Here is a 19,555-nt window from a genome sequence, read left to right as displayed (position 1 = left end):
GATCATGGTGCCAGTCAAGCGGGTCGTCGACTACAACGTGAAGATCCGGTGTTGAGCTTGCCAAGATGTCGATGAACCCGTTCGACACGATCTCGGTCGAAGAGGCGTTGCGGCTGAAGGAAGCTGGCAAGGCGTCGGAAGTGGTGGTCGTGTAACGCTGCGCACGGCGCTGGCCAGCCCCGCAAAGCCCGCGCCGATGATCACAATATCATGTAGTCAAGTCTCCAATGGTCTTGGAATTGCGCTATCGGTCAATGATTAGGTCGGATAGCGGTTTTGAACAGCACGGCAAGAAAAAGCCCGCGTCAATTTCCCGCTGCCTTATACCGCCATCGTGCTTCATATCGACCGATCCGCTCACAAGCTTCGACTTGCAGGATCCGCAGATGCCGCTGGCACAAGACGACGGCATTCTGACTCCAAGCTTTTTCGCGCAGGAGAGCACTGTCTGGTCTGTCCGGATGTCAATCGACTTTCCCTGTTTCGCGAACTGAACGCTGAAGGTCTGCGTCTCTACCGCTTCGGTAATCGGAGATGAAATCTCTTCGATGACAGCTGCGTCGAAGCTCTCCTCGTGGTAATTGGTGGACGGCACTCCGAGTTCCGCGCTGATGTGTTTCGCGGCGCGCATGAACGGTGCTGGCCCGCAGCACATGACCTCGCGATCCGCGATGTCGGGAACTGCCAGTGAAAGCAGCTCCTTCGATATGCGCCCAGTGATGCCCGGCCACGAGCGCTCATTCGCCACATCTTCCGGCAACAGCAGCAACCGGAAGCCCTTGATCCTCTCGGCGAGGTTGGACAGTTCCGTCCGGAAAACAAAGTCCTTCGGCGTTCTGCCAGCATGAAGGAAGATGACGTCGGCAGGTTCGGCAGCATCGGCAAATTCGCGTGCCATCGACATCACCGGAGTGATACCGGAGCCTCCGGAGAGAAATAGATATTTCTTGGCCGCAGGCTTAACGAACCTTCCCAGTGGCCCCGAAGCGCGGACAACCGCGTTCGGAACCAGGTTGTCATGTAGCCAGTTGGACACTCTTCCACCTGGAACGCGCTTTACCGTAATCGTGATTGCGTTCTTTCGATGGGGGGAAGACGAAATGCTGTAGCATCGCCCGTCCACCTCGTTTTCGAGCCCGAGTTCAAACATGAAATACTGCCCGGCACTGAAGGCGAACTGCTTCCGGTCGGGTGACACGAAAGTGAAGCTTTTGACGTCGTGCGTTTCCTCGTGAACGTCGACGCAGACTAGCTTGTCGTCAGTTTCCGGATTCCAGTGATCCATGTTCCGGGTATTCCCGCCCGGCAGAGTGAGGAGCTCAGTAGCCATGGGCGCGCATCCGATCAACATACCAGGTACCAAAGTCGATGAGCGCACGTTCACTGAACTTTGAATAAGGTCCGGGTTCATAGGCCGGGTCCAGAATGCCTGCGTGAGAACGCGCGACGAGCTCGGCGTCCTGATTGGTCGTCTCGATCCAGACATGCGTGAGTTTGTCGAGATCATAGTCGACACCTTCGACGGCGTCCTTGTGGACGAGCCACTTGGTCCTAACCAGCGTCGTGTCGGCCGAGAGCGGAATCACGATTGAAGTCACGGCGTGGTCACCCATGAAGTGGTTCCAGCTGTTGATCCCCCAAAGATGCAAGTCGCCAAGGTCTTTCCTGGTGATGTCTCCGAGCAGCTTGGATGAGGCAGCTGTGGCGTCTTCGGTCTGTGACTCGCCGGCCCCGGCGATGATGAGGCGTTGGCTGCGGAAATTGGTTTCGACATTCCGGGTGTGCTCGATCACTGCGGAGGGAAACCCGTCCGCTTCCCAAGCCTTCGTGCGCTCTTCGTACATCGCGAAATGCGCTTCTGCCTCTTCGCGATCCTCTGCGCTCAGGCTTTCTGGATCATATCCGAAGTCGAGATCTACAAAGGAAACGCAGAGTTCCGGATGATTGGCAGAGCAGTGGTAGCATTCACGATTGTTCTCTATCGTGAGCTTCCAATTGCCCTTCTCAACGACATCGACCTGATGGGCAACTTTGGCATTGCTAATATCATAAGGCACAAGGCGGTCCAGCATGACCCGCTCAAGCTCGGCGATATCATTGGGTGGAGTGTCGGAAAGGCAAACGTAGAGCAGCCCGGAGATCGACTTGAAATTTACAGCTTTGAGGCTCTTGCAGCTCCTGTCGAAGTCCTTGCCCATGTGGGGTGCGTAACTGAGTTCACCGGACAGCTCGTAAGTCCACTGATGGTATGGGCAGACCAGCTTGGAAATAACCGTCGGGCCTTCCTGGAGAAGCCTGGAACCGCGATGACGACAGACGTTTCGCACAACGCGGATTTCGTTGTCGTCGTCGCGCAGGACGATCAAGCTCGTATTGCCGATGTCGATCACCACCGCGTCACCCGGTTCCGGAACATCACATTCCAGACCGACGTAAATCCAGTGATTGGAAAAGAAAACATCCAGATCAGCCTGAAACACGTCCTCCCGGGTATAAAGCCCGGCGGGAAGCGTGTGGCCGTCAGTCCTGGCATCAAGCAAAGCTGTAATCGAGGATGGAAATTTGTTGAGCATGGTCTCGCCTTACCTGTTGTAGAGCCGAGATTGCTCGGGAAACAGGGATCGTTCAACGGCATAAATAATTCACGTTGCCATAATTATATGTAATGCTAGAACGCTTGGGTTCGTGAACAGGAAATCTTACATGGTAGCCAGACGAAAGCTCCCCCCGCTCACGGCTCTGACAGCATTCGAAGCTGCAGCGCGCTTGGCGAGTTTCACCAAGGCCGCCAGCGAGCTCGGTGTGACGCAAGCCGCCGTCAGTCGCCAAGTTCACCTCCTGGAAGAGACGCTTGGTTTTCCGATGTTCATAAGACTCCATCGAAGGATAGAATTAACCGAGAAGGGCAAGACGCTGGTGTCTGCAGCGCAGGAAGCATTCGATCTTATAGCCGCATCGGTGTCGGAGATCACGAAAGAGGATCATGTCGGCGAGCTCACGATAGCTGCGTCGGTTGCTTTTTCTCAGTTCTGGCTCCTACCACGAATGCCGGACTTCTCACGCGAGCATCCAGACATCAACCTTCGCATTGTTACGCAAGACAGCATGCCAAACATAGAATCGAGCGATCTTGACATTGCTATTCGTTTTGGGAACGGCATGTGGTCCGATGGCCAGGCCGAGCTGTTATTCGATGACGAAATCTTTCCAGTTTGCAGCCAGGACTTCATGAGGACGGCAGGTAAAATCGAGGCTCCGGCCGACCTGGTAGCGCATCCGCTCATTGCCAATGTGACGAGCGATCAGACATGGACTGGGTGGAGTGAGTGGCTTGCCGCGTTTTCGGTCGAGTTGCCCAAGAAAACGTTTGGACTCCGTTGCAGCTTTTATACCGAGGCCATTTCTGCGGCCCTTAACGGGCAAGGTATTGCACTTGGGTGGAGGCGGCTCGTCGAAGATCTCCTGCTTCAGGGAAGACTGGTCCAGCTCACAGACGCCACCGTAAAAACCCGCAACGCTTATTTTGTCGTGATACCAAAGCGACGCCGACAGTCTGAAGCCGCTCGCCAGTTTCTTGCTTGGCTCGGCAAGATATCCGACCCGTCTCTCGGCTAGATACGTGCTCTCCGAGGAAGTGCATGTGTTGAACAAATACCGGGGCCAAAACCCCCGGTGCCTTCACACTGTCCCCAACTGGGCTAATGCAGGCCTACTTTCGGCAGCGCGGTGTGACGGTAAAATACTCGGCTTCGTGAAACCTTTCTATGAAGTCAGACAGGCGACGAAGCGTTCGCCTCGTCGTCTGCTTTTGGCGTGTGGCGGTCGAGGGGCTGTCGCCTTGCGGCCCCTATGCGGTCATTCGTCTGGGCGTCAATAAGGTTTTAACGTTCTGATCCAGCCATCCTGGAACACCCGTCGCCGCTGCATACGTTTTGCCTTTGCAGCGGAAACAGCTTTTCTCTGATTTTCCGGGATAGAGCAGCATTGTCTCACGATTTGCGCCGCAGGCCGGCACAACTTATCCATAAAATGGCATTATGTTATGCATTGCATATATCTGGAGCAACAAAATTTGGTCGGATAGAGTGCCCGTCATTGGGATGGGCTATCGGGCGGTATCGCCGTGAATGGTGCGTCCTAAAAGCCAAGGGCCGTTGGTGCTGCATGAGGCTCGCATCCACATCGAAGCAGGGAGCAATCTGCCGTGCCCCACAGACTCTCGCGCGGCAGGATGCTTGGCTGCGCAGTCGACCGTCAGTGACAGAGAAAAGGATTTAAACAACTATGTCTACAATTGAAAAGCCACTTATCGTGATTGTCGGTGCAACCAGCAAACAGGGGCGAAGCGTAGCCGCGACACTCCTCCAGAGCCAACGTTTCCGCGTACGCGCGCTTACCCGGAAAAAGGATTCGCTAGAGGCTCGAAGCCTGGAGAAGCTCGGCGCTGAAATCGTAAGGGTCCCGCTCGAACTCGGCCTTCAAAAGGACCTCGTTGCTGCGTTCAAAGGCGCGGATGGCGCATTCCTGATGACGCCGCCCATCGCTCCGCCGGCGACAATTGAGGCTCCTCTTGGCAGGCAACTGGCGGATGCCGCAGTTGAGGCTGGCGTCGGGCATATTGTTTTTAGCACCCTTGAGGGTGTCGACAAGATCACCGGCGGGACCAAGTATGCTCCGCATTTTACCGACAAAGCGCGTGTAGCAGACTACATTAGTAGCCTGCCGATCTCCCATTCCTTCATAATGCTGGCGTTCTTCTATACGAATCTTCTCGAGTACTATGTGCCGCGCATGGAGGGCGACACCCTCTTGCTGCCGGTCTATCTTCCCGAAAATTTCCGAGCACCTTTTGTTGATCCGCTGACGGCGACTGGGCCGGTGGTGCTCGAAATTTTCTCAAACCCCGAGCTTTACAATGGAAAAACGCTCCCGATCGTTGGCGATATCATCTCACCGCGCGAAATGGTCGAAACCTTTCAGCGCGTGACCGGCCTCAAGGCCGAATATCGAAACGCTTTCACTAGGGAGGGCCTGCTGCAATATTTTCCAGAGTTCGCCGCTAACGAACTGCTTGTGCAAGAAATTCTCGGGATGGTCGAGTATGCGGTCGAATATGGCTATTTCGGCAATCAGCACGATCTCGAGTGGAGCCGTCGCCTGAACCCCGATACGCTCAATTGGGAGCAGTATCTGCGTGCTACGGGGTGGCGAGGCGATAAGAGATCTTTCGGGCTCTAAATCACGCCCTCCGGATTCCAGGCAATTTGGAAATTTCGGCGGCGAGAAAATCGACGAGAAGCCGAACGCGGGCAATGGCTGCACGCTCTGGAACGATAAGCAAGCTCACGGGGACCGGGGCAAGGCCATAGTCCCCAAGAAGGACTTCGAGCTGACCATTGTCTAGAAGATCGTGGACCAACCAAAGGTGTGCAGGGCCAATGCCGCGTCCGGTGGCGAAGGCCTCGCGCGCAGCAAGTCCGTGATCGACACGCAACTTCCCACTGACTGGTACCATTAGACTAGTCCCATCGTGAGAGGAGAGAATGATTTGATCGCTCCCCGCGACATTGGACATCACCACGCTTTCATAGCGTGACAGATCGGCCGGACGCTCTGGCCGTCCGTAGACAGACAAATAACTTGGAGCGCCCACCAGCAAGCGATGGCTGTCTCCGAGAGCATGAAGTTTCATCGAGCTATCGGCTAGAGGCCCAAGACGCAATGCCACGTCAATGCCTTCGCGAACCAGGTCGATACGCTCGTCGGTGAGATTGAGGTCGACTCTGATGTCTGGGTGCTTGTCCTGGAATTCGAAAATGAGGCGGGTGATGTGCATCACGCCGAGCGCCGCTGTACAAGAAAGCCGAACGGCACCTGCGGGAGCTTGGCGTGCATCTCGCGCTTCTTCAGCGGCCTGTTCGACCAGGCGCAGAATTTGAAGGCAATTCGTGTAATAGCGGCTGCCTTCGTCCGTAAGCGTCACGCGACGCGTCGTCCGGCTGAGAAGTGGTACGCCAACAGCTTCCTCAAGCTCATTGAGATGCCGCGTCACCGTCGATTGGCCGACGCTGAGTTCTCGCGCGACCATCGACAGATTGCCGCGTTCGGCAACGCGGACAAATGTGCGCATCCTGTCGAGAGACAGTCCCGCGTTATCCATTTTTCAGCACAGCGGCATTCATTATGTCTATATAGAGAATAATTTGGTCTGTGCCTAGTTTGAGCCTGTGTTGCACAGTTCGGCGACAAGATCCGGCGACCGCTTCTGGCGCAATCCCGCCGCCCCGTCGCAATCTACTAAGACCCCCTAGGTCGCAGGTTCTGTCACAAGTATGCAGAAGTGGATGTGATTTGGGCGACGGGTCACGCCTTCCGCCCTCGGCCCGAAACGGATGATTGCCGCGAATCCTTCGCCAAGTCGGAGAAGCCTGGCGGCTTGCTCTTTATCCACGCGACGAATTTCTGCACAGCCTGGTCCTCGAGTATGGCGGCGATCGTGAAGAATTTCTTCGCCAGTTGCGACGATCCAGTCAAGCGCCGTGGCAAATTTGCACGGCAACCGCTCCGTGCGTCGAGGCGAAGTTGCAGTCTTGTCACTGTCGCGGGTTGGCGTCCGCGATAGCGTTGCCAACGCCGGCCGAAGCAGAGGGGCTGTGTAAATTCGCATGTCCTAATGGAACTTTTGGTATCAGGTCCGATTCTACAATTATGAAAGGAGCGAATTAATGGCCGACCCCAGAATGCAGCAACGCATCGACGCGTGCCTCCGCTGCTATTCCCCCTGGCTCTCGCAGATGCACGGAAGGCCGTCGCTAGCGTTGGACGGATGGCTATTGATGTAAGTACGGCTGTCAAAGGCTTGCGTTGGCTGGCAATCACGATGGTTTGCGCCAGTTGTGCTGCCTGTACGACCACGCAAGGCCGAACACGAACCGCAGCAAAGGATATGTTTCCGAAAGGGTGCACGGCGTTAAGGCGAGCCCGCGGGTCGCCCACGGCAAGATTCGCAAGGGCGGTGGCCGCTATGTGGTCGGCAAGCCCTATGTGGTGAAAGGCAAGCGCTATTATCCGAAGGAAGACCCGAACTACGACAAGAAGGGAGTGGCTTCCTGGTACGGCAAGGCGTTTCGCGGCCGCATGACCGCAAACGGCGAAATCTACGACCCGGATCACCTTTCCGCCGCGCATCCGACCGTTCCCTTGCCCAGCTATGTGCGGGTGACCAATCTTGAAAACGGTACTTCGCTCATCGTGCGCGTCAACGATCGCGGTCCCTTTCATCGGGGTCGCATCATCGACGTTTCCAGCAAGGCAGCCGACATGCTGGACCTGAAGCACCGTGGCACGGGCACCGTTCAGGTGCAGTATGTGGGCCGCGCCCGCCTGGGCGGACACGATATGCCCTATCTCATGGCCTCCTACATCAAGCAGAGTGATCGCTTCCCGGCCGTCAACCCGGAGCCTCAGATCGCAACCGGCCTGATGGTGGCCTCGAAGCAGTCGAAGGACGACCATTTGCGGCGCGACGGTCAGTCCCTCTGGTCGACGCAGACGAACTTTGCCGACAATACGCCAACCGCCGCCTACCACACAGCGACCAAAGCCGCGGCTGCATTCCAGACATTTGAGCAATTCGTGATGGTGCCGGAGATCGGCCACATTACCTTTGAACGGCCGTCCGAATACGCCTTGGCCGACGGCCTGGGCGGCGATGCAGATGTCAAATATTGCTTGTACGAGGATATTGATGACGGTGTGCGCAACATGTGCAAGGTTCAAGTTCTCCCTCTGTCGGCTGTCAATCGCAACAAGCGTCTGACCGGCGTGATCTCCATACGGCGACGCCGGTCTTGTCGAGGTGGCTACCGCCGGCGAGGGACAACAATCATTCTTACCTAGAGGCCGCAAAGCGCCGATATGGTTGAGCGACGGCCGCTTTGAGTTTCCTGCCCCTTCGGTGAGCCGGCGGCCGTGACAGGACTCCCTTACGCGAACCGGACCGCTGTTCTCGCGCGCGCCTTTGCGGCTACTTCCTCGCGATCGCGAGGGGTTGAGAAGTCTCCAGCGAATCAAGCAGCTCGCGGGCGCATGCCGCGACCGAGTCCTATAGCTTTCCCGCCGAAGGACGGTCCGTTCGGGCGCTATTCCGCCTTCGTCGATCCATTTGGCTATACGATAACTGCGCATACCGTCCCAACAAAGTAATTGAAACCGCGCCCGCATAGAACGATTTGACCCTAACGATCGCAGCAAAAAGGCAGTCCAGAAGGACCCGCCACTGTTCCGCGTTCCCGCCAATCAGATACGAGTGATCGGTCTGAGCCGACCGATCACTCCTTGGCGGGAAGCGGCACCTTTGGGACTGTTAGCGTCGACCGAGGCAATCATATCGAAGGGTGGGGCCGGACCCCTAGAAAGCGCAGACAGCCAATGACCGCAATTGGACCTCGAGAAAGCGCGTCTTAATCAATGTAGGTCACCGTGATGCCAGCATTACGTCCGCACCGTCCATGACATAGGTCGCATAGCGATGGTCGCGGATCAGCGTTATCTTTTGCCCCAGCCATTCGAGCAGCATGAAATATGAAGGACCGCCCGACGGTTCGGCTGATACCAGCAATATTTCCCGGCCTTCCAGCCAAGCCGGTTCGATCCTGACCGGTGGATACTCGGCATAAAAGGTGAAAAATCGACCGACATTGGCGGCGTCAGAGATTTCCGGCCGGCGCGCCTGACGAAGCCGAACATCCTGCGCCAGCATGCGACGCAAAGTGTCCCAGTCTCGGGCGTTGAAGAGCGCTGCAAAGTTCAGGACCTCTGGACTCGGCGGTGGCGGAACCTCGGACCGCACGTCGGAGATGGCGCGCAATCTCGCCCGACCGCGCGACAGATGGGCCTTGACGGCATCGACACTCAGTTCCAGCAGCGCTGCTATGTCCGCAAGTGACTCTCCCAACACATCCTTGAGGATCACCGCGCTGCGTTGCGGCACCGGCAATTCTGCAAAGTGGCCCAGGGCGACCCGCACCGCGTCCTGCCGGATCAGCGCGTCCTCCGGGCCGACGGCGCTGATATCGGCCAGATCGAAAGCCATCTCAAGAGGCTCCGATCGGCGCGTACTGCGCAGGCGCAGGGCATCTATGGCTCGATTGTGGACAATGCGAAATAGCCAGGGTCGCAGCGGCATACCCGGCGGGATCGAGCCAGCCGTCGCAAATACCCTGGCAAACGCGTCCTGAATCACATCCTCGCCGTCGATCACCGAACCCACCAGACGAGCAGCATAGCGGTGCAGTTCGGGGCGAAGCGCGTCCGCTTCCCTGGCCAGGGCTGCGAGCAGAGTTTTCCTCTCTTCGTCTTCGAGAGCAGCGTCTTCTGTCATTCGATGACCGTCACACCCGTATCCCCACGCACCGCGTAGACCATAGCCTCGGCGAGGCCTGTCCTACCGATCAGGTCGGCGACCATATCGCCAAAAGCCCGCGGCGTCATGTCCGGCCAGGTGGCGGCCTGTTCGGCAAATGTCCGACCCGCCGCCGCGGCATAGGCCGCGATGCCGGTATCGCCCACACCGGTTCCGGCGAAGATCTGCCGGGGAACGATGACCCGGAAGCGCAGACCCAGGCCGAGTTCCGCCGACAGGCTCTCGGCATATTTTGCAATGAACCACTGCGCGCGCTTGGCTCCCGCATAACCGCCCGATAGCGGCGACCCCTGCACGGCGGCCCCACTGGAGACCAGGACGACAAGCCCGCCCGGCGTCATCGGCAACGTCAGAGCAGCCTGTACCCAGTGCAGCGCTGCCTTGACGTCCACATTCCAGTTGGTCGTGAATGCCTCCCAGCCAATCCGGTCGATCCGTTCCATGGGCGGTTCCGCACCGGCATTCATGATGACGAGATCGGGTCGCGTCTGCTCCATGATCCGCCATGCCGCATCGACATCGGTTGCATCAGCCGATATGGCGGTGACGGCCGGTTGCTCGCCTGCCCCCTGCACGGCAGCCGCGTTTCGGGCTACCACGGTGACTTCGGCCGCGCGAACCACAAATGCCTCGGCGAGCCCCCTCCCCAAGCCGCGGCTCCCGCCGACAACCACGATTCGCTTTCCTTCCAGATCCATCTCTCAGTCCTCATTTGGGTCGAGTCCGACCGCTCGACGACGGTCGCAACAACGACGTTCCAACGAGGTGAAAAGAGTCATCGCCATCTGCGATTTGTGGGGGCCAGCATCTAAAAGTCTGACTCGACCGAAATTCGACGGTGGTCGATTTCGGCCTAGAACGGATCAACTCGGACCAGCGAGTACGGCTTGATCCTGCGATGCCCACTTCGTGGACAGACACAACGGAGGTCTTATCTTCGTGGCTTTGGTGATGTTCCCAGGACGGCAGAGAACGGCAACTTCGCGCCCGCAAAGCTGCCGTCGCTCTCCCCTATGCTGGTGGCAATTGCTACCGGATAGCGGAAACGATCCGTAATAATGTGGCACTCGGCGCTGCTCAAACGACCACGGGCAAAATTACTATCAAGCGAATAAGCTAGCTGTTGAACGGGTCAGAACCCAAGATCTCGTTGTTGTATTTCGACTCCACATCAAGCTCCAGCGCTTGGACAAGACGGTGATGAAACTACCGATCTGAGGCTGACCTTGCCCCAACGTCGGCTGGTCATGCTTTGCAGAAGCGGCTGGGTGAAGCAGACTGACGGCTTTCAAGAACTCGAGCGGGTGCTCTAAACGACCGATATGACGGCGCTAAGCGGAAATTACTTCCGACTTGGGGCCGTCTGCGGACTGTCCGCTTCTGGGGTGTAGAAAACGAAAGCGGTCATGCAACCGTCGTGTGGCGACATCTGGCTTCGGCCCTAAGCGGACGACATGTCGTTGAGATGACCTGAAACCTGACATCCATATCAGTAAGGGTATTGTCAGGTTTCTACGGGCGCGACAGCGATCGTCAGTCGGGAGTTAGCGCCTTCATTGCCATATGGCTATCGACATATTGGACCATGCTGGCAATCTTGCCGTCCCGCACTTGGTACAGGTGAGCGAAGCTTGCCGTCATAGACTTTCCGGTCGCCTTGTATGTGCCGGAATAGACACCGAAGGCCGCAACACGGTCACCATCCTCCATGTAGGTGTGAACGTCGGCGCGATAACCGATCCACTCGGTGCCAAGCCGGTGAAACACGCCGGCGACGATCGCGTCGGGTCCCGCATAGGTACCAGCGTAGGGGAAACCTTCGGCTTCCGTCCACGTCGCATCGGGTGCCAGGACCGCAAGTAGATTGCGGCCATTGTCTTCCGATGAGCCCTCATAGCTGGCCCGGATGATTTCGAGATTAGCGCTCATGGCGATCAGCCCCACTTCATTTCGCCGGTCGCGACCTTGGAGCCAATATCGAGCGCAACACCCATGCCGAGGTTGGGGAAACGGCCATCCATGGCGGCCTTCAGCGTTGCGGAGTCCTTTGCCTTGGCCAGTTCTTCCTCGAAGGCCTTCAGGTAGGCGATAGTATGTTCCACACCCGCGAGGTCGGTCTTGGCGTCGGACGTCATGTGTCCGGCCACGACGACGGCCGGCTTGCGCGCCGCGAGCTTTTCGAGATTGGCAACCCAGGCGGCGCGCAGTTCCGCGCTGTTGGTATCTGCCGTCCAGACGTGGACGCCGTTGAAGATCATCACGCCGCCGAACACGGCATTCAGCGATGGAACGAAGAGGTAGCGACGATTGGCCATGCCTTCCGCATCGACAATCTCGATGGTCTCGCCATCAACAGTCAGCGTCTTTCCGTCAAAGGTTTCCGGCATGACGATGTCAGCCAGGGTCTGGGGACCGTTTTCCTTGAGCTGCGGCCCCCAGACGGTCAGCTTCTTTTCGACGCTCGCCTTGATTGCATCGACTGTCGCCGAGGCAGCGATCACCTTGGCATCGGGGAAAGCTACCTTGATCGGGCCGAGGCTGAAGTAATAGTCTGGATCGGACTGGCTGATGTAAATCGTGGTCAGCTTTTTGCCCGTCGCCTTGATGGTGTCGGCGAGCGCCTTTCCATCGGGCAGCGTGAAGCCGCCATCGATCAGCACAGCTTCGTTCGCGCCGGAAACCAGAACGGGGGCGCGGAAGAAGCCATTCTGCCCTGCAGGGAAATGCTTCCAAGTGAGGCTTCCTGCTGCGTGGCCGAGGCCTGCGGGTGCAAGTACGGCAGTCACGCCAGCGGCGAGAGTGGTTTTCATGATGGTTCTCCTGGTGAACATGGTCCTGGTGTCCTGTCTTGGTTTATTCATGCGTCTTAACGATGTGGATTGGCGGCTGGGCTAGAGCGCCTTCGCGCCGGCATTGGCGATCGCGCCATCATCAGCGGGCATGCCGCCACTGACGCCGATCGCACCGATTACCTGGCCATCGGCAACGAGAGGCACTCCGCCTTCGACCGGAAAAGCTCCCGGCACGGCAAGCAGATTGCTCTGGTTGTTCTGAAGGATCATATCCTCGATCGCCTTGGTCGGCGTTTTGATACCGTTGGCGGCCTTCGCCTTACCGAGCGCGGCGTCGATCGTGCCGATGCCCGCCTGATTGGAGCGTTCGAGATAGACGAGGTTACTGCCAGAATCGACGATGGCGATCGTCATCTCAAAGCCTTTCTTGCGCATTTCCGCGAGGGCGGCCGCGGCGACCTGCTTGCCGCGGTCGATGCTAATCGGCGCTCCGTAGGGTGGCACACTCTGGGCGAAACCGTGCGTCGCCGATGCTGCCCCGAGCATGAAGACAGCCAGTACTGTATGGATCGTACGCTTGATCATCACCGGGTTATCCTTTCATCGGATGGCTATTGCGAGCGAGACCCGCAGGTGAAGCGCCTGTGTTGGACAGCCTGGCGAGGAGATCGCCGCCGCTGAATAGGTCCTGCGCCTTGAGCAAAGTCCGGTGCGCGCCGTCATCCACGATCAATCCCGGTACGCCATTGACTGAGAACTCCCGCATCAGGGCGCGCGCCGAGGCCATGCGCGCTCGATTGGCGGCCAGCAGATCGGAATCGGGAGAAGCGAGGCGGGAGGCTGCCGCATCAAGTCCAACACTGACCAGCACGCTCTGCAGTTCGGACATGTCCGTGACATCGCGGCCCGAAATATAGCGAGCCTCCTGGATGAACCGGAGCGCATCGAGTTCGTGCTGCCCCGCTGTCAGGGCAACGGCAGTCAGTGCCAGCGTGGCTGGACCAGAATCCAGCATGCTGCCTTTTGCCAGAACCTGGCTCCGGTAGACATCGGTAAACCGCTGCCCCGTGAGACTCCCAATGCGCTGGTCGTTTGACCAGGCGAAGGCGGCGAACTGTTCGTCCATCGCCCTGGCCCCGGAATCGGAAAACAGTCCGGTCGGGGCGAGCGACACTGTCAGATCAGGTGCCGCGGCGAGCTGTGCGAGCAGCGGCGATGCGCCATAACACCAGCCGCAAAGTGGATCGAAGAGATAGGTGATGTGGATCTTGCCAGTCATGTCGGCTCCTTCTTGAGCCATAGATGACATGATCCGATTGGAACGAGAAGATCGAGAAAAATGACAGAATGTATGCTAAAAGCTGACAATAAAATCGGAGGGTACTATGCAGGAAGCAACCAATCTCAATCGGCTGGCCTATTTCGTGGCCGTCGTCGACGCGGGATCGTTCACGAGAGCTGCGGAATATCTGGGCATCACCAAGGCGGTTGTCAGCCAGCAGGTCGCGAAGCTTGAACAGGAGATCGGCACCACCTTGCTGATGCGCACCACGCGGCGGGTGCAGGCGACCGAAGCCGGGCTGTTGTTTCACGCCCGATGCGTCTCGATCCTTCGCGAGGCAGAGGACGCCTTGGGAGAGTTGGCTCAAGGCAGGACGGAACCCAAGGGCCTTCTGAGGATCACCGCCCCCTACGACTACGGCACCTCGGTTGTTGTACCCTTGGTCACAGCCTTCAGCCGGCGCTATGATGATTGCAAGGTAGAGCTAAACCTCAGTGACACCATGGTTGATCTGGTTGCCGAGAACATGGACCTTGCCGTCCGCGTCGGTTGGCTGGCGGATTCCAGCATGCAGGCGCGACGGATCGGCTCGTTCCGCCAACTCCTGGTGGGATCACAAGCCTTCGCCGGGGAGATAGCGGCGCTGCGTGACCCGAATGACTGCACGCCTCTGCCCTTCGTGGCCAACAACGCTTTGAGAGAGCCGCTTGAATGGACGTTCACTCGCAGCGATGGAGGCATCAGGAGTGTCCGCTTTAACGCGGACATCGCGATCAATACCACGCCAGCGGTCATGGAGGCGGTCCGACAAGGCGCAGGTCTATCGGTCCTTCCAGATTTTCTCGCGACATCCGACCTGTTGGCTGGAGACCTCATTCCCGTCCTGCCTGAATGGCAGCTCCCATCGGGCGGCGTTTACACAGTCTATCCCGCGGCACGATTTCGGCCGCCCAAAGTTTCCGTGTTTGTCGACATGCTGATCGCAGCGTTGAAGGCGTGAAGCTATCGAATGTCGCGTAAACGATCGGAAATTGATATCGGATGTTGTAAGTCTGCGGCGCGTTGTCTGGTTCTGGCGTGCACAGATGCCGTCAGGCAGAAAGCAATGTGGTGTCTGCTTTCGGGCAGAGGCAACGGCTGACTCTAAGACTGATATGACGGCGCAAAGCGGTCAAGACCGCCGTCGGCCCCTTTGCTGCCGTTCTAGGTCGATCCGAGGAACGTGCGGTATGTGCTAGAATGCGGACCGAAGGCGGAATGCGACAGACGCACTGCGAGGGGCGGTGTGATCGTACCGGAATTCGCGCGACCGAGAGCCGACGTTGTGCTCTTGAAAGGGGAGACGAGGACGATGCCGACACCACAGCAACCCAGTCTAATAGTTCGACAGAAATCCCCAGAGAACATCGAGTTTCCGTTTGCGTCGCTCTCCGATTGGCTGATCCCAACCGAGCTGTTCTTCGTGCGAAACCATTTCCCGTCGCCGGACCTCGATGCGCGAGACTGGAGATTGCGCGTTGGCGGGGCGGTGGAGCGGCCGATCGAACTTGACCTCGACAGCATCAAGGCGATGCGGAGCACGACTTTCACCGCCGTCGTCGAGTGTGCAGGGAACGGGCGCGTCTACTATGTGCCGCCGAAGGAGGGGTTGCAGTGGCAGAACGGAGCCGTCGGCAATGCCGCGTGGACAGGTGTTCTTCTGCGCGAGATTTTGGAAATGGCGGGCGTTAAGCGAACCGCACGTGAGGTTCTGCTCGCAGGCGCCGACAGCGGCGTCGTCGACACGAACAAGAAAACGGCTTCTCCCGGCCCCATCGCTTTTGCGCGCAGTTTACCGCTTGAGAAGGCCATCGCTGACAGCACGATCCTTGCCTATTCGATGAACGAGGAGCCGTTGACGCGCGATCACGGCTACCCGCTGCGCGCGGTCGTGGGTGGCTGGTTCGGCATGGCTTGGGTCAAGTGGATCACGCATATCACGGTTGTGGAGCAACCGTTCCTTGGCTACTGGCAGGCGCGCGACTATTTCCGTTGGGAGCGCAGCCTCGGGGAACCCAGGCTGGTCCCCCTTGCGGAGATGGAGGTCAAAGCGCAGATCGCGCGTCCCGTACAGGGGGCGCATCTCATCGCCGGCCAACCGTACCGGATTTTCGGAGCCGCCTGGAGCGGAGAGGCTGTTATCCGGCAGGTGCAGGTCTGCACCGGAGATGGCAGGGGCTGGCGCGAGGGAAGGCTCCTCGAAACAGAACGTCCCTTTGCATGGCGCTTGTGGGAGTACATGTGGACCCCTGAAGAAGTGGGGCGATATATACTGCGATGTCGCGCGATCGATGGGGCGGGGTGCGTGCAGCCTGACCTCCAGCGTTCCGACTGCGAGAGCTACGCGGCCAATTGGATCGTTCCGGTGGAGGTTACGGTCGTTCCCGAGCCACAGACGTACGAGGAGGAATTCGTGATCTAATCACCCGCATAGGGCGGAATGGCGGCTTTTGGCGCAACTGCGACCCGCGTTGTCACTGCGTCATGTCCGCTTTGCAGCAACAGCGACGGGTGGCTCGATGACCATTATGACGGCGCATTGCTGTCATTCGCAACGCTGATAATAAAGGTTACCATTGGACTTATTTCCGGCCCACGCAATGGTCCCAGGTGCGGGTCTCGGGCCTGATGGCGCGGAGACTTGTGCTTTCGCGCGACAGTCGGATCCCAACATCGTCGCCATTCGATAAAACGATCTTAGAATTGTTATTCGAGAGGTTTGCCATTCGTGCGCGATCGACCGGTAGCTCCAAGCGATACTTTATGCGATCTTTTGAGCGCAAATCGAGAACCCCTGCGATACGTTTCGCTGGAACGGAGCTTTCGTCCTAACCTTTGAAAGAGCTTGGCGTCGTATGAGAGGGCATGACATGGGTCGTTAAGCTCATGGTCAATCATCCCACCTGTATGCGAGTACCCGTGGCACCGTTGAGCAGCCGCCTCAAATGATAGCTGGCGAGCGGATCATCGGAGTGCATGCCAACCAGCGCGGCGAAAGCCGGCATGGCGGCGGCGCAATTCTGCTCGAGCTTGGTAAATGCTGTCATATACTGCGCCGTGACCGGCGCATTGAACTGCGCCGCCGACAAGGGCTCGTGAGCGCGCAACGGCTCGTTGCGTCCGCGCAGGACAAGATCGCCTATCGGCCGCCCACTGAATTTCCTTGCCCCGCTCGCGACACTGTCGCTGACGCAAATCCGCGTGCCCAGCGTCTTGTTCGCGGCTTCTAGCCTCGCGGCAGTGTTGATTGTGTCGCCATAGGCAGTGAAATCGAAGAAGCGATCGCCGCCGAAATTGCCGACCAGCGCGGGGCCTGCGTGAACGCCAATACGTGTGGTCCCGAAACCAACGCCTTTCTGCTTCCAGCGCTCGCGAAACGCCTCTGCCCATTGGTCGAGCGCTTGTGCGCAGGCGATCGCGCGGGTTGCATAATCGGCCTGGTCGCCAGGTGCATTGAACAGCACCTGAACGGCATCGCCGATCACTTTGGCCACCGTTCCTTCATGCGCGAAGACGACATCCGTCAGGCCGCCGATATATTCGTTGAGCAATTCCGCCAGCACCTCGGGAACGGCTGTCTCGACGAGCGAGGTGAAGCCTGTGATGTCCGTGAAGATCACAGCGATGTCGCGCCAGCGTACCTGCATGTCATCGTCATCGCCGCCGGCGGCAAGGCGCCTAGCAAGTTCGGGCGAAAAATAGCGCGACAACGACGCATGCGCGCGCTCCGCTTCCGCCTGGAGGCGCCGTGCCTCACGCAAGACCTCGACGTGACGGATGGTCTTCAGGATCGTTGCTTCCAGATCGGCGAAATCGATCGGTTTGGTTAGGAAGTCGAACGCACCGCGATTCATCGCGGTGCGTATATTACTCATATCACTGTAGGCCGAGACGATGATGGCCGACTTCTTGTCCTCTCGTTCCTGCAATTTCGCCAGCAGTGAGAGCCCATCCATCCGCGGCATGTTGATGTCCATGATTACAAGATCGACATGGGGATGCTGCTCGATCGCGTGGAGCGCCTCTACACCGTCAAGCGCGAACACGAAACTGATGTGCCCGTCGCGAACTTGCCTTCGGAATTTCCGCAGAATAAGCGTCGCCAGGTCTGGCTCGTCATCGACCACGAGAATAGTTGCAGTCATGCGGCCGGTCCCAGTCTCGCATCGATGACCTGGCGGAGCTGGCCGAAGTCGATCGGCTTGGTCAGCAGGCCCTCCGCGCCTCGATCCAGCGCAGTCCTGCGCGTCTCGGCAGCTCCATAGGCGGTGATCATGATGACAGGAACATCTGGCCGCCGTGCGCGCATCTCCGACAGCATGTCGAGACCGTTCATCCCAGGCATGTTAATGTCGGAGAAAATCAGAACCAGCGTTTGCTCGCCAGTGTCGGCAATGCGGGTCAGGGCCTGCGCTGCTGAGGCGGCAAAATCCATCACGAAGCGTCGGGCGCGAAGGTCGCGGCGGAATTGCTGACGGAACAAGACCTCGACGTCCGCTTCGTCATCCACCACCAGAACCAATTCAGTCACGGCTCACCTCTCCGAATGTGCGAAAAATTGCTCCCGCGCGGCAGCAGGATGGTGAACTCGGTAAACACACCGGGCTCGGTCTCGACATCGATGCTGCCGCCGTGTTGCTTCACGATGATGTCGTGGCTCATAGAAAGCCCGAGGCCAGTGCCTTCGCCAGGCGGCTTGGTTGTGAAAAATGGATTGAACATCTTCTCCTTGACCTCTGGCGGAATGCCGACGCCGTTGTCGCGGATGCGGATTTCGACATGTTCGCCACGGTTGCGTGTGCTGGCGCTGAGCTCGGCTTCAAAGCCGAGGCTGTTTTCGCCTCTGCGTTTTGCCACGGCATAGAAGCCATTGGACATCAGGTTCAGCAGCACGCGCGTGATCTCCTGCGGGAACATCTCGGCGATGCCGGCGTCGGGATCGAACTCGCGTCGGAGGGTCACGTTGAACAGCGGCTTCTCGGCACGCGCGCCGTGATAAGCGAGGTTGAGGCTCTCTTCGACCAGAGCATTCACGTCCGTTGGCCGGTGTTCGCCGCCGCCTCCGCGCGAATGCAAGAGCATGTTCGTGACGATGGAATCGGCTCGCTTGCCGTGCTGCACGATCTTTTGCAGATTGTCCTTCAAGAGCCCGCGTAATTCGTCGAGTTCGTCGCGAACATCATTCGGGAGCGCGAGGGGCGCGAGCGCATCATTCAACTCATCCGTCAGTTCGGCTGAGAGGGCTGCGAAATTGTTGACGAAGTTGAGCGGGTTCTTGATCTCGTGCGCGATGCCTGCAGTGAGCTGGCCGAGCGAGGTCAGCTTTTCGGTCTGCACCAGACGGTCCTGTGCGGCGCGCAGATCGTCAAGAGACTTGGCGAGCAGCGCGGTCCGTGCCTGGATTTCTTCGAACAGCCGCGCGTTCTCGATCGCGATTACGGCCTGATCGGCGAACGTGTTGAGAAGGTTGATCTGGCTGTCGCTGAAGGTCCCCGGCTCGACACGCGAAACACCGATCGTGCCGATAGCGATGCCCTCGCGAAGCATGGGCACTACGATGATGCTTCGGTATCCCCTGACGCGCGCCATCTCCTTGACCGCTTGAGGGACGCCGGGTTCGGTTTCGATATCGGAGCGGAACGCCATGGCCGAATTCATTGCGGCTCGGCTGTGGATCCCTGAGGATGTCAGCGGAGTAGGAAATGAGGCCCGGATCTCCTCGTGGCTGGCCCGGCTTCCCGCCGTGCATGCCGCCAGATGAAGCATGCCACCTACGACGCGCGTCACAAGCGCCGTTTGACCGCCGAGTAGCCGCCGGGAGCTCTCAGAAATGACGTCGAAAACCGGTTGCACGTCGGTTCGCGACATGGAGATGACGTTGAGAATTTGCGCGGTGATGGTCTGGCGTTCCAGCGCAATCGCAAGCTCCGATTGCAGGTTGGCATTCTCGGCCGCTGCGGAGCGCAGTTGCTGCTCAAGCTCGTCAATCCTGCGTCTCAGTTCGATGTCCATGGCTGA

The 19,555-nt window shown here is 58.5% G+C and carries 16 protein-coding genes and 3 pseudogenes; 6 read left to right on the top strand and 13 right to left on the bottom strand.

Going from position 1 to position 19,555, the window contains the following annotated elements; translation table 11 throughout:
- Positions 1-4: 4 nt before the first annotated feature.
- Positions 5-152, top strand: a pseudogene (locus ACSQ2W_RS12125) (electron transfer flavoprotein subunit beta/FixA family protein); the annotation flags it as partial.
- Positions 153-244: 92 nt separating this feature from the next.
- On the opposite strand, the gene ACSQ2W_RS12120 reads toward ACSQ2W_RS12125, so the two are convergent.
- Positions 245-1,330: an FAD-binding oxidoreductase gene (locus ACSQ2W_RS12120; protein WP_436086451.1), complete on the bottom strand. Its 1,086-nt coding sequence runs from the start codon at positions 1,328-1,330 to the stop codon at positions 245-247.
- Positions 1,320-2,573, bottom strand: a complete 1,254-nt coding sequence (locus tag ACSQ2W_RS12115; protein WP_436086450.1) for an aromatic ring-hydroxylating oxygenase subunit alpha — start codon at positions 2,571-2,573, stop codon at positions 1,320-1,322. Before ACSQ2W_RS12115 ends, ACSQ2W_RS12120 begins: the two co-directional genes overlap by 11 nt.
- Positions 2,574-2,703: 130 nt before the next feature.
- Here ACSQ2W_RS12115 and ACSQ2W_RS12110 point away from each other — a divergent pair, with 130 nt between their 5' ends.
- Together ACSQ2W_RS12110 and ACSQ2W_RS12105 are read left to right on the top strand one after the other, a co-directional pair.
- Positions 2,704-3,615 (top strand): LysR substrate-binding domain-containing protein, encoded by a 912-nt coding sequence (locus ACSQ2W_RS12110; protein ID WP_436086449.1) that lies wholly within the window; start codon positions 2,704-2,706, stop codon positions 3,613-3,615.
- 669 nt (positions 3,616-4,284) lie between these two features.
- Positions 4,285-5,238, top strand: a complete 954-nt coding sequence (locus tag ACSQ2W_RS12105; protein ID WP_436086448.1) for an NmrA/HSCARG family protein — start codon at positions 4,285-4,287, stop codon at positions 5,236-5,238.
- A gap of 1 nt (position 5,239) precedes the next feature.
- Here the strand turns inward: ACSQ2W_RS12105 and ACSQ2W_RS12100 are convergent, their stop codons facing one another.
- Complete coding sequence (locus tag ACSQ2W_RS12100; RefSeq protein ID WP_436086447.1) at positions 5,240-6,160, bottom strand: LysR family transcriptional regulator; 921 nt, start codon at positions 6,158-6,160, stop codon at positions 5,240-5,242.
- Between the two features lie 666 nt (positions 6,161-6,826).
- On the opposite strand from ACSQ2W_RS12100, the pseudogene ACSQ2W_RS12095 reads away from it, so the two are divergent.
- A pseudogene (locus ACSQ2W_RS12095) lies at positions 6,827-7,899 on the top strand (septal ring lytic transglycosylase RlpA family protein).
- Positions 7,900-7,985: 86 nt separating this feature from the next.
- Here ACSQ2W_RS12095 and ACSQ2W_RS12090 read toward each other — a convergent pair.
- The 7 genes and pseudogenes from ACSQ2W_RS12090 to ACSQ2W_RS12060 form a co-directional block, all read right to left on the bottom strand.
- A pseudogene (locus tag ACSQ2W_RS12090) lies at positions 7,986-8,101 on the bottom strand (DUF2277 domain-containing protein); the annotation flags it as partial.
- A gap of 375 nt (positions 8,102-8,476) precedes the next feature.
- Entirely contained in the window at positions 8,477-9,382 is a 906-nt protein-coding gene (locus tag ACSQ2W_RS12085; protein ID WP_436086446.1) for an RNA polymerase sigma factor, read from the bottom strand.
- Positions 9,379-10,122, bottom strand: a complete 744-nt coding sequence (locus ACSQ2W_RS12080; protein WP_436086445.1) for an SDR family NAD(P)-dependent oxidoreductase — start codon at positions 10,120-10,122, stop codon at positions 9,379-9,381. Before ACSQ2W_RS12080 ends, ACSQ2W_RS12085 begins: the two co-directional genes overlap by 4 nt.
- A gap of 835 nt (positions 10,123-10,957) precedes the next feature.
- The gene (locus ACSQ2W_RS12075; protein WP_436086444.1) at positions 10,958-11,353 is read right to left on the bottom strand and encodes a nuclear transport factor 2 family protein; all 396 of its coding nucleotides are present in this window, start codon (positions 11,351-11,353) and stop codon (positions 10,958-10,960) included.
- A 5-nt stretch (positions 11,354-11,358) separates the two neighbouring features.
- Complete coding sequence (locus ACSQ2W_RS12070) at positions 11,359-12,255, bottom strand: MBL fold metallo-hydrolase (RefSeq protein WP_436086443.1); 897 nt, start codon at positions 12,253-12,255, stop codon at positions 11,359-11,361.
- Between the two features lie 60 nt (positions 12,256-12,315).
- Complete coding sequence (locus ACSQ2W_RS12065) at positions 12,316-12,801, bottom strand: GlcG/HbpS family heme-binding protein (RefSeq protein ID WP_436086442.1); 486 nt, start codon at positions 12,799-12,801, stop codon at positions 12,316-12,318.
- 7 nt (positions 12,802-12,808) lie between these two features.
- Positions 12,809-13,495 carry a DsbA family protein gene (locus tag ACSQ2W_RS12060; RefSeq protein ID WP_436086441.1) on the bottom strand — a complete coding sequence of 229 codons (687 nt, stop codon included), beginning with the start codon at positions 13,493-13,495 and terminating at the stop codon, positions 12,809-12,811.
- Positions 13,496-13,601: 106 nt separating this feature from the next.
- On the opposite strand from ACSQ2W_RS12060, the gene ACSQ2W_RS12055 reads away from it, so the two are divergent.
- Both ACSQ2W_RS12055 and ACSQ2W_RS12050 read left to right on the top strand, forming a co-directional pair.
- Positions 13,602-14,498, top strand: a complete 897-nt coding sequence (locus ACSQ2W_RS12055) for a LysR family transcriptional regulator (protein ID WP_436086440.1) — start codon at positions 13,602-13,604, stop codon at positions 14,496-14,498.
- Between the two features lie 351 nt (positions 14,499-14,849).
- Entirely contained in the window at positions 14,850-15,959 is a 1,110-nt protein-coding gene (locus ACSQ2W_RS12050) for a sulfite oxidase (RefSeq protein WP_436086439.1), read from the top strand.
- 472 nt (positions 15,960-16,431) lie between these two features.
- On the opposite strand, the gene ACSQ2W_RS12045 is transcribed toward ACSQ2W_RS12050, so the two are convergent.
- From ACSQ2W_RS12045 to ACSQ2W_RS12035, 3 genes are read right to left on the bottom strand one after another with little or no spacing between them, the layout of a single operon-like run.
- Positions 16,432-17,682 carry an adenylate/guanylate cyclase domain-containing protein gene (locus tag ACSQ2W_RS12045; RefSeq protein WP_436086438.1) on the bottom strand — a complete coding sequence of 417 codons (1,251 nt, stop codon included), beginning with the start codon at positions 17,680-17,682 and terminating at the stop codon, positions 16,432-16,434.
- Positions 17,679-18,068: a response regulator gene (locus tag ACSQ2W_RS12040; RefSeq protein ID WP_436086437.1), complete on the bottom strand. Its 390-nt coding sequence runs from the start codon at positions 18,066-18,068 to the stop codon at positions 17,679-17,681. Before ACSQ2W_RS12040 ends, ACSQ2W_RS12045 begins: the two co-directional genes overlap by 4 nt.
- The gene (locus tag ACSQ2W_RS12035) at positions 18,065-19,549 is read right to left on the bottom strand and encodes an ATP-binding protein (protein WP_436086436.1); all 1,485 of its coding nucleotides are present in this window, start codon (positions 19,547-19,549) and stop codon (positions 18,065-18,067) included. Before ACSQ2W_RS12035 ends, ACSQ2W_RS12040 begins: the two co-directional genes overlap by 4 nt.
- Positions 19,550-19,555 lie beyond the last annotated feature (6 nt).

Origin of the sequence: Pararhizobium sp. LjRoot255 (genome assembly GCF_964252905.1) — a bacterium.
Lineage (GTDB): Bacteria > Pseudomonadota > Alphaproteobacteria > Rhizobiales > Rhizobiaceae > Pararhizobium.
Note: the sequence above shows the minus strand (reverse complement) of the source record. Positions and strands in the feature narration are given on the sequence as shown.

What these genes read in the sequence shown, in the direction of transcription:
- ACSQ2W_RS12120 (WP_436086451.1), bottom strand. Translation starts at nt 1,330, where the DNA reads ATGGCTACTGAGCTCCTCACTCTGCCGGGCGGGAATACCCGGAACATG.
- ACSQ2W_RS12115 (WP_436086450.1), bottom strand. Translation starts at nt 2,573, where the DNA reads ATGCTCAACAAATTTCCATCCTCGATTACAGCTTTGCTTGATGCCAGG.
- ACSQ2W_RS12110 (WP_436086449.1), top strand. Translation starts at nt 2,704, where the DNA reads ATGGTAGCCAGACGAAAGCTCCCCCCGCTCACGGCTCTGACAGCATTC.
- ACSQ2W_RS12105 (WP_436086448.1), top strand. Translation starts at nt 4,285, where the DNA reads ATGTCTACAATTGAAAAGCCACTTATCGTGATTGTCGGTGCAACCAGC.
- ACSQ2W_RS12100 (WP_436086447.1), bottom strand. Translation starts at nt 6,160, where the DNA reads ATGGATAACGCGGGACTGTCTCTCGACAGGATGCGCACATTTGTCCGC.
- ACSQ2W_RS12085 (WP_436086446.1), bottom strand. Translation starts at nt 9,382, where the DNA reads ATGACAGAAGACGCTGCTCTCGAAGACGAAGAGAGGAAAACTCTGCTC.
- ACSQ2W_RS12080 (WP_436086445.1), bottom strand. Translation starts at nt 10,122, where the DNA reads ATGGATCTGGAAGGAAAGCGAATCGTGGTTGTCGGCGGGAGCCGCGGC.
- ACSQ2W_RS12075 (WP_436086444.1), bottom strand. Translation starts at nt 11,353, where the DNA reads ATGAGCGCTAATCTCGAAATCATCCGGGCCAGCTATGAGGGCTCATCG.
- ACSQ2W_RS12070 (WP_436086443.1), bottom strand. Translation starts at nt 12,255, where the DNA reads ATGTTCACCAGGAGAACCATCATGAAAACCACTCTCGCCGCTGGCGTG.
- ACSQ2W_RS12065 (WP_436086442.1), bottom strand. Translation starts at nt 12,801, where the DNA reads ATGATCAAGCGTACGATCCATACAGTACTGGCTGTCTTCATGCTCGGG.
- ACSQ2W_RS12060 (WP_436086441.1), bottom strand. Translation starts at nt 13,495, where the DNA reads ATGACTGGCAAGATCCACATCACCTATCTCTTCGATCCACTTTGCGGC.
- ACSQ2W_RS12055 (WP_436086440.1), top strand. Translation starts at nt 13,602, where the DNA reads ATGCAGGAAGCAACCAATCTCAATCGGCTGGCCTATTTCGTGGCCGTC.
- ACSQ2W_RS12050 (WP_436086439.1), top strand. Translation starts at nt 14,850, where the DNA reads ATGCCGACACCACAGCAACCCAGTCTAATAGTTCGACAGAAATCCCCA.
- ACSQ2W_RS12045 (WP_436086438.1), bottom strand. Translation starts at nt 17,682, where the DNA reads ATGACTGCAACTATTCTCGTGGTCGATGACGAGCCAGACCTGGCGACG.
- ACSQ2W_RS12035 (WP_436086436.1), bottom strand. Translation starts at nt 19,549, where the DNA reads ATGGACATCGAACTGAGACGCAGGATTGACGAGCTTGAGCAGCAACTG.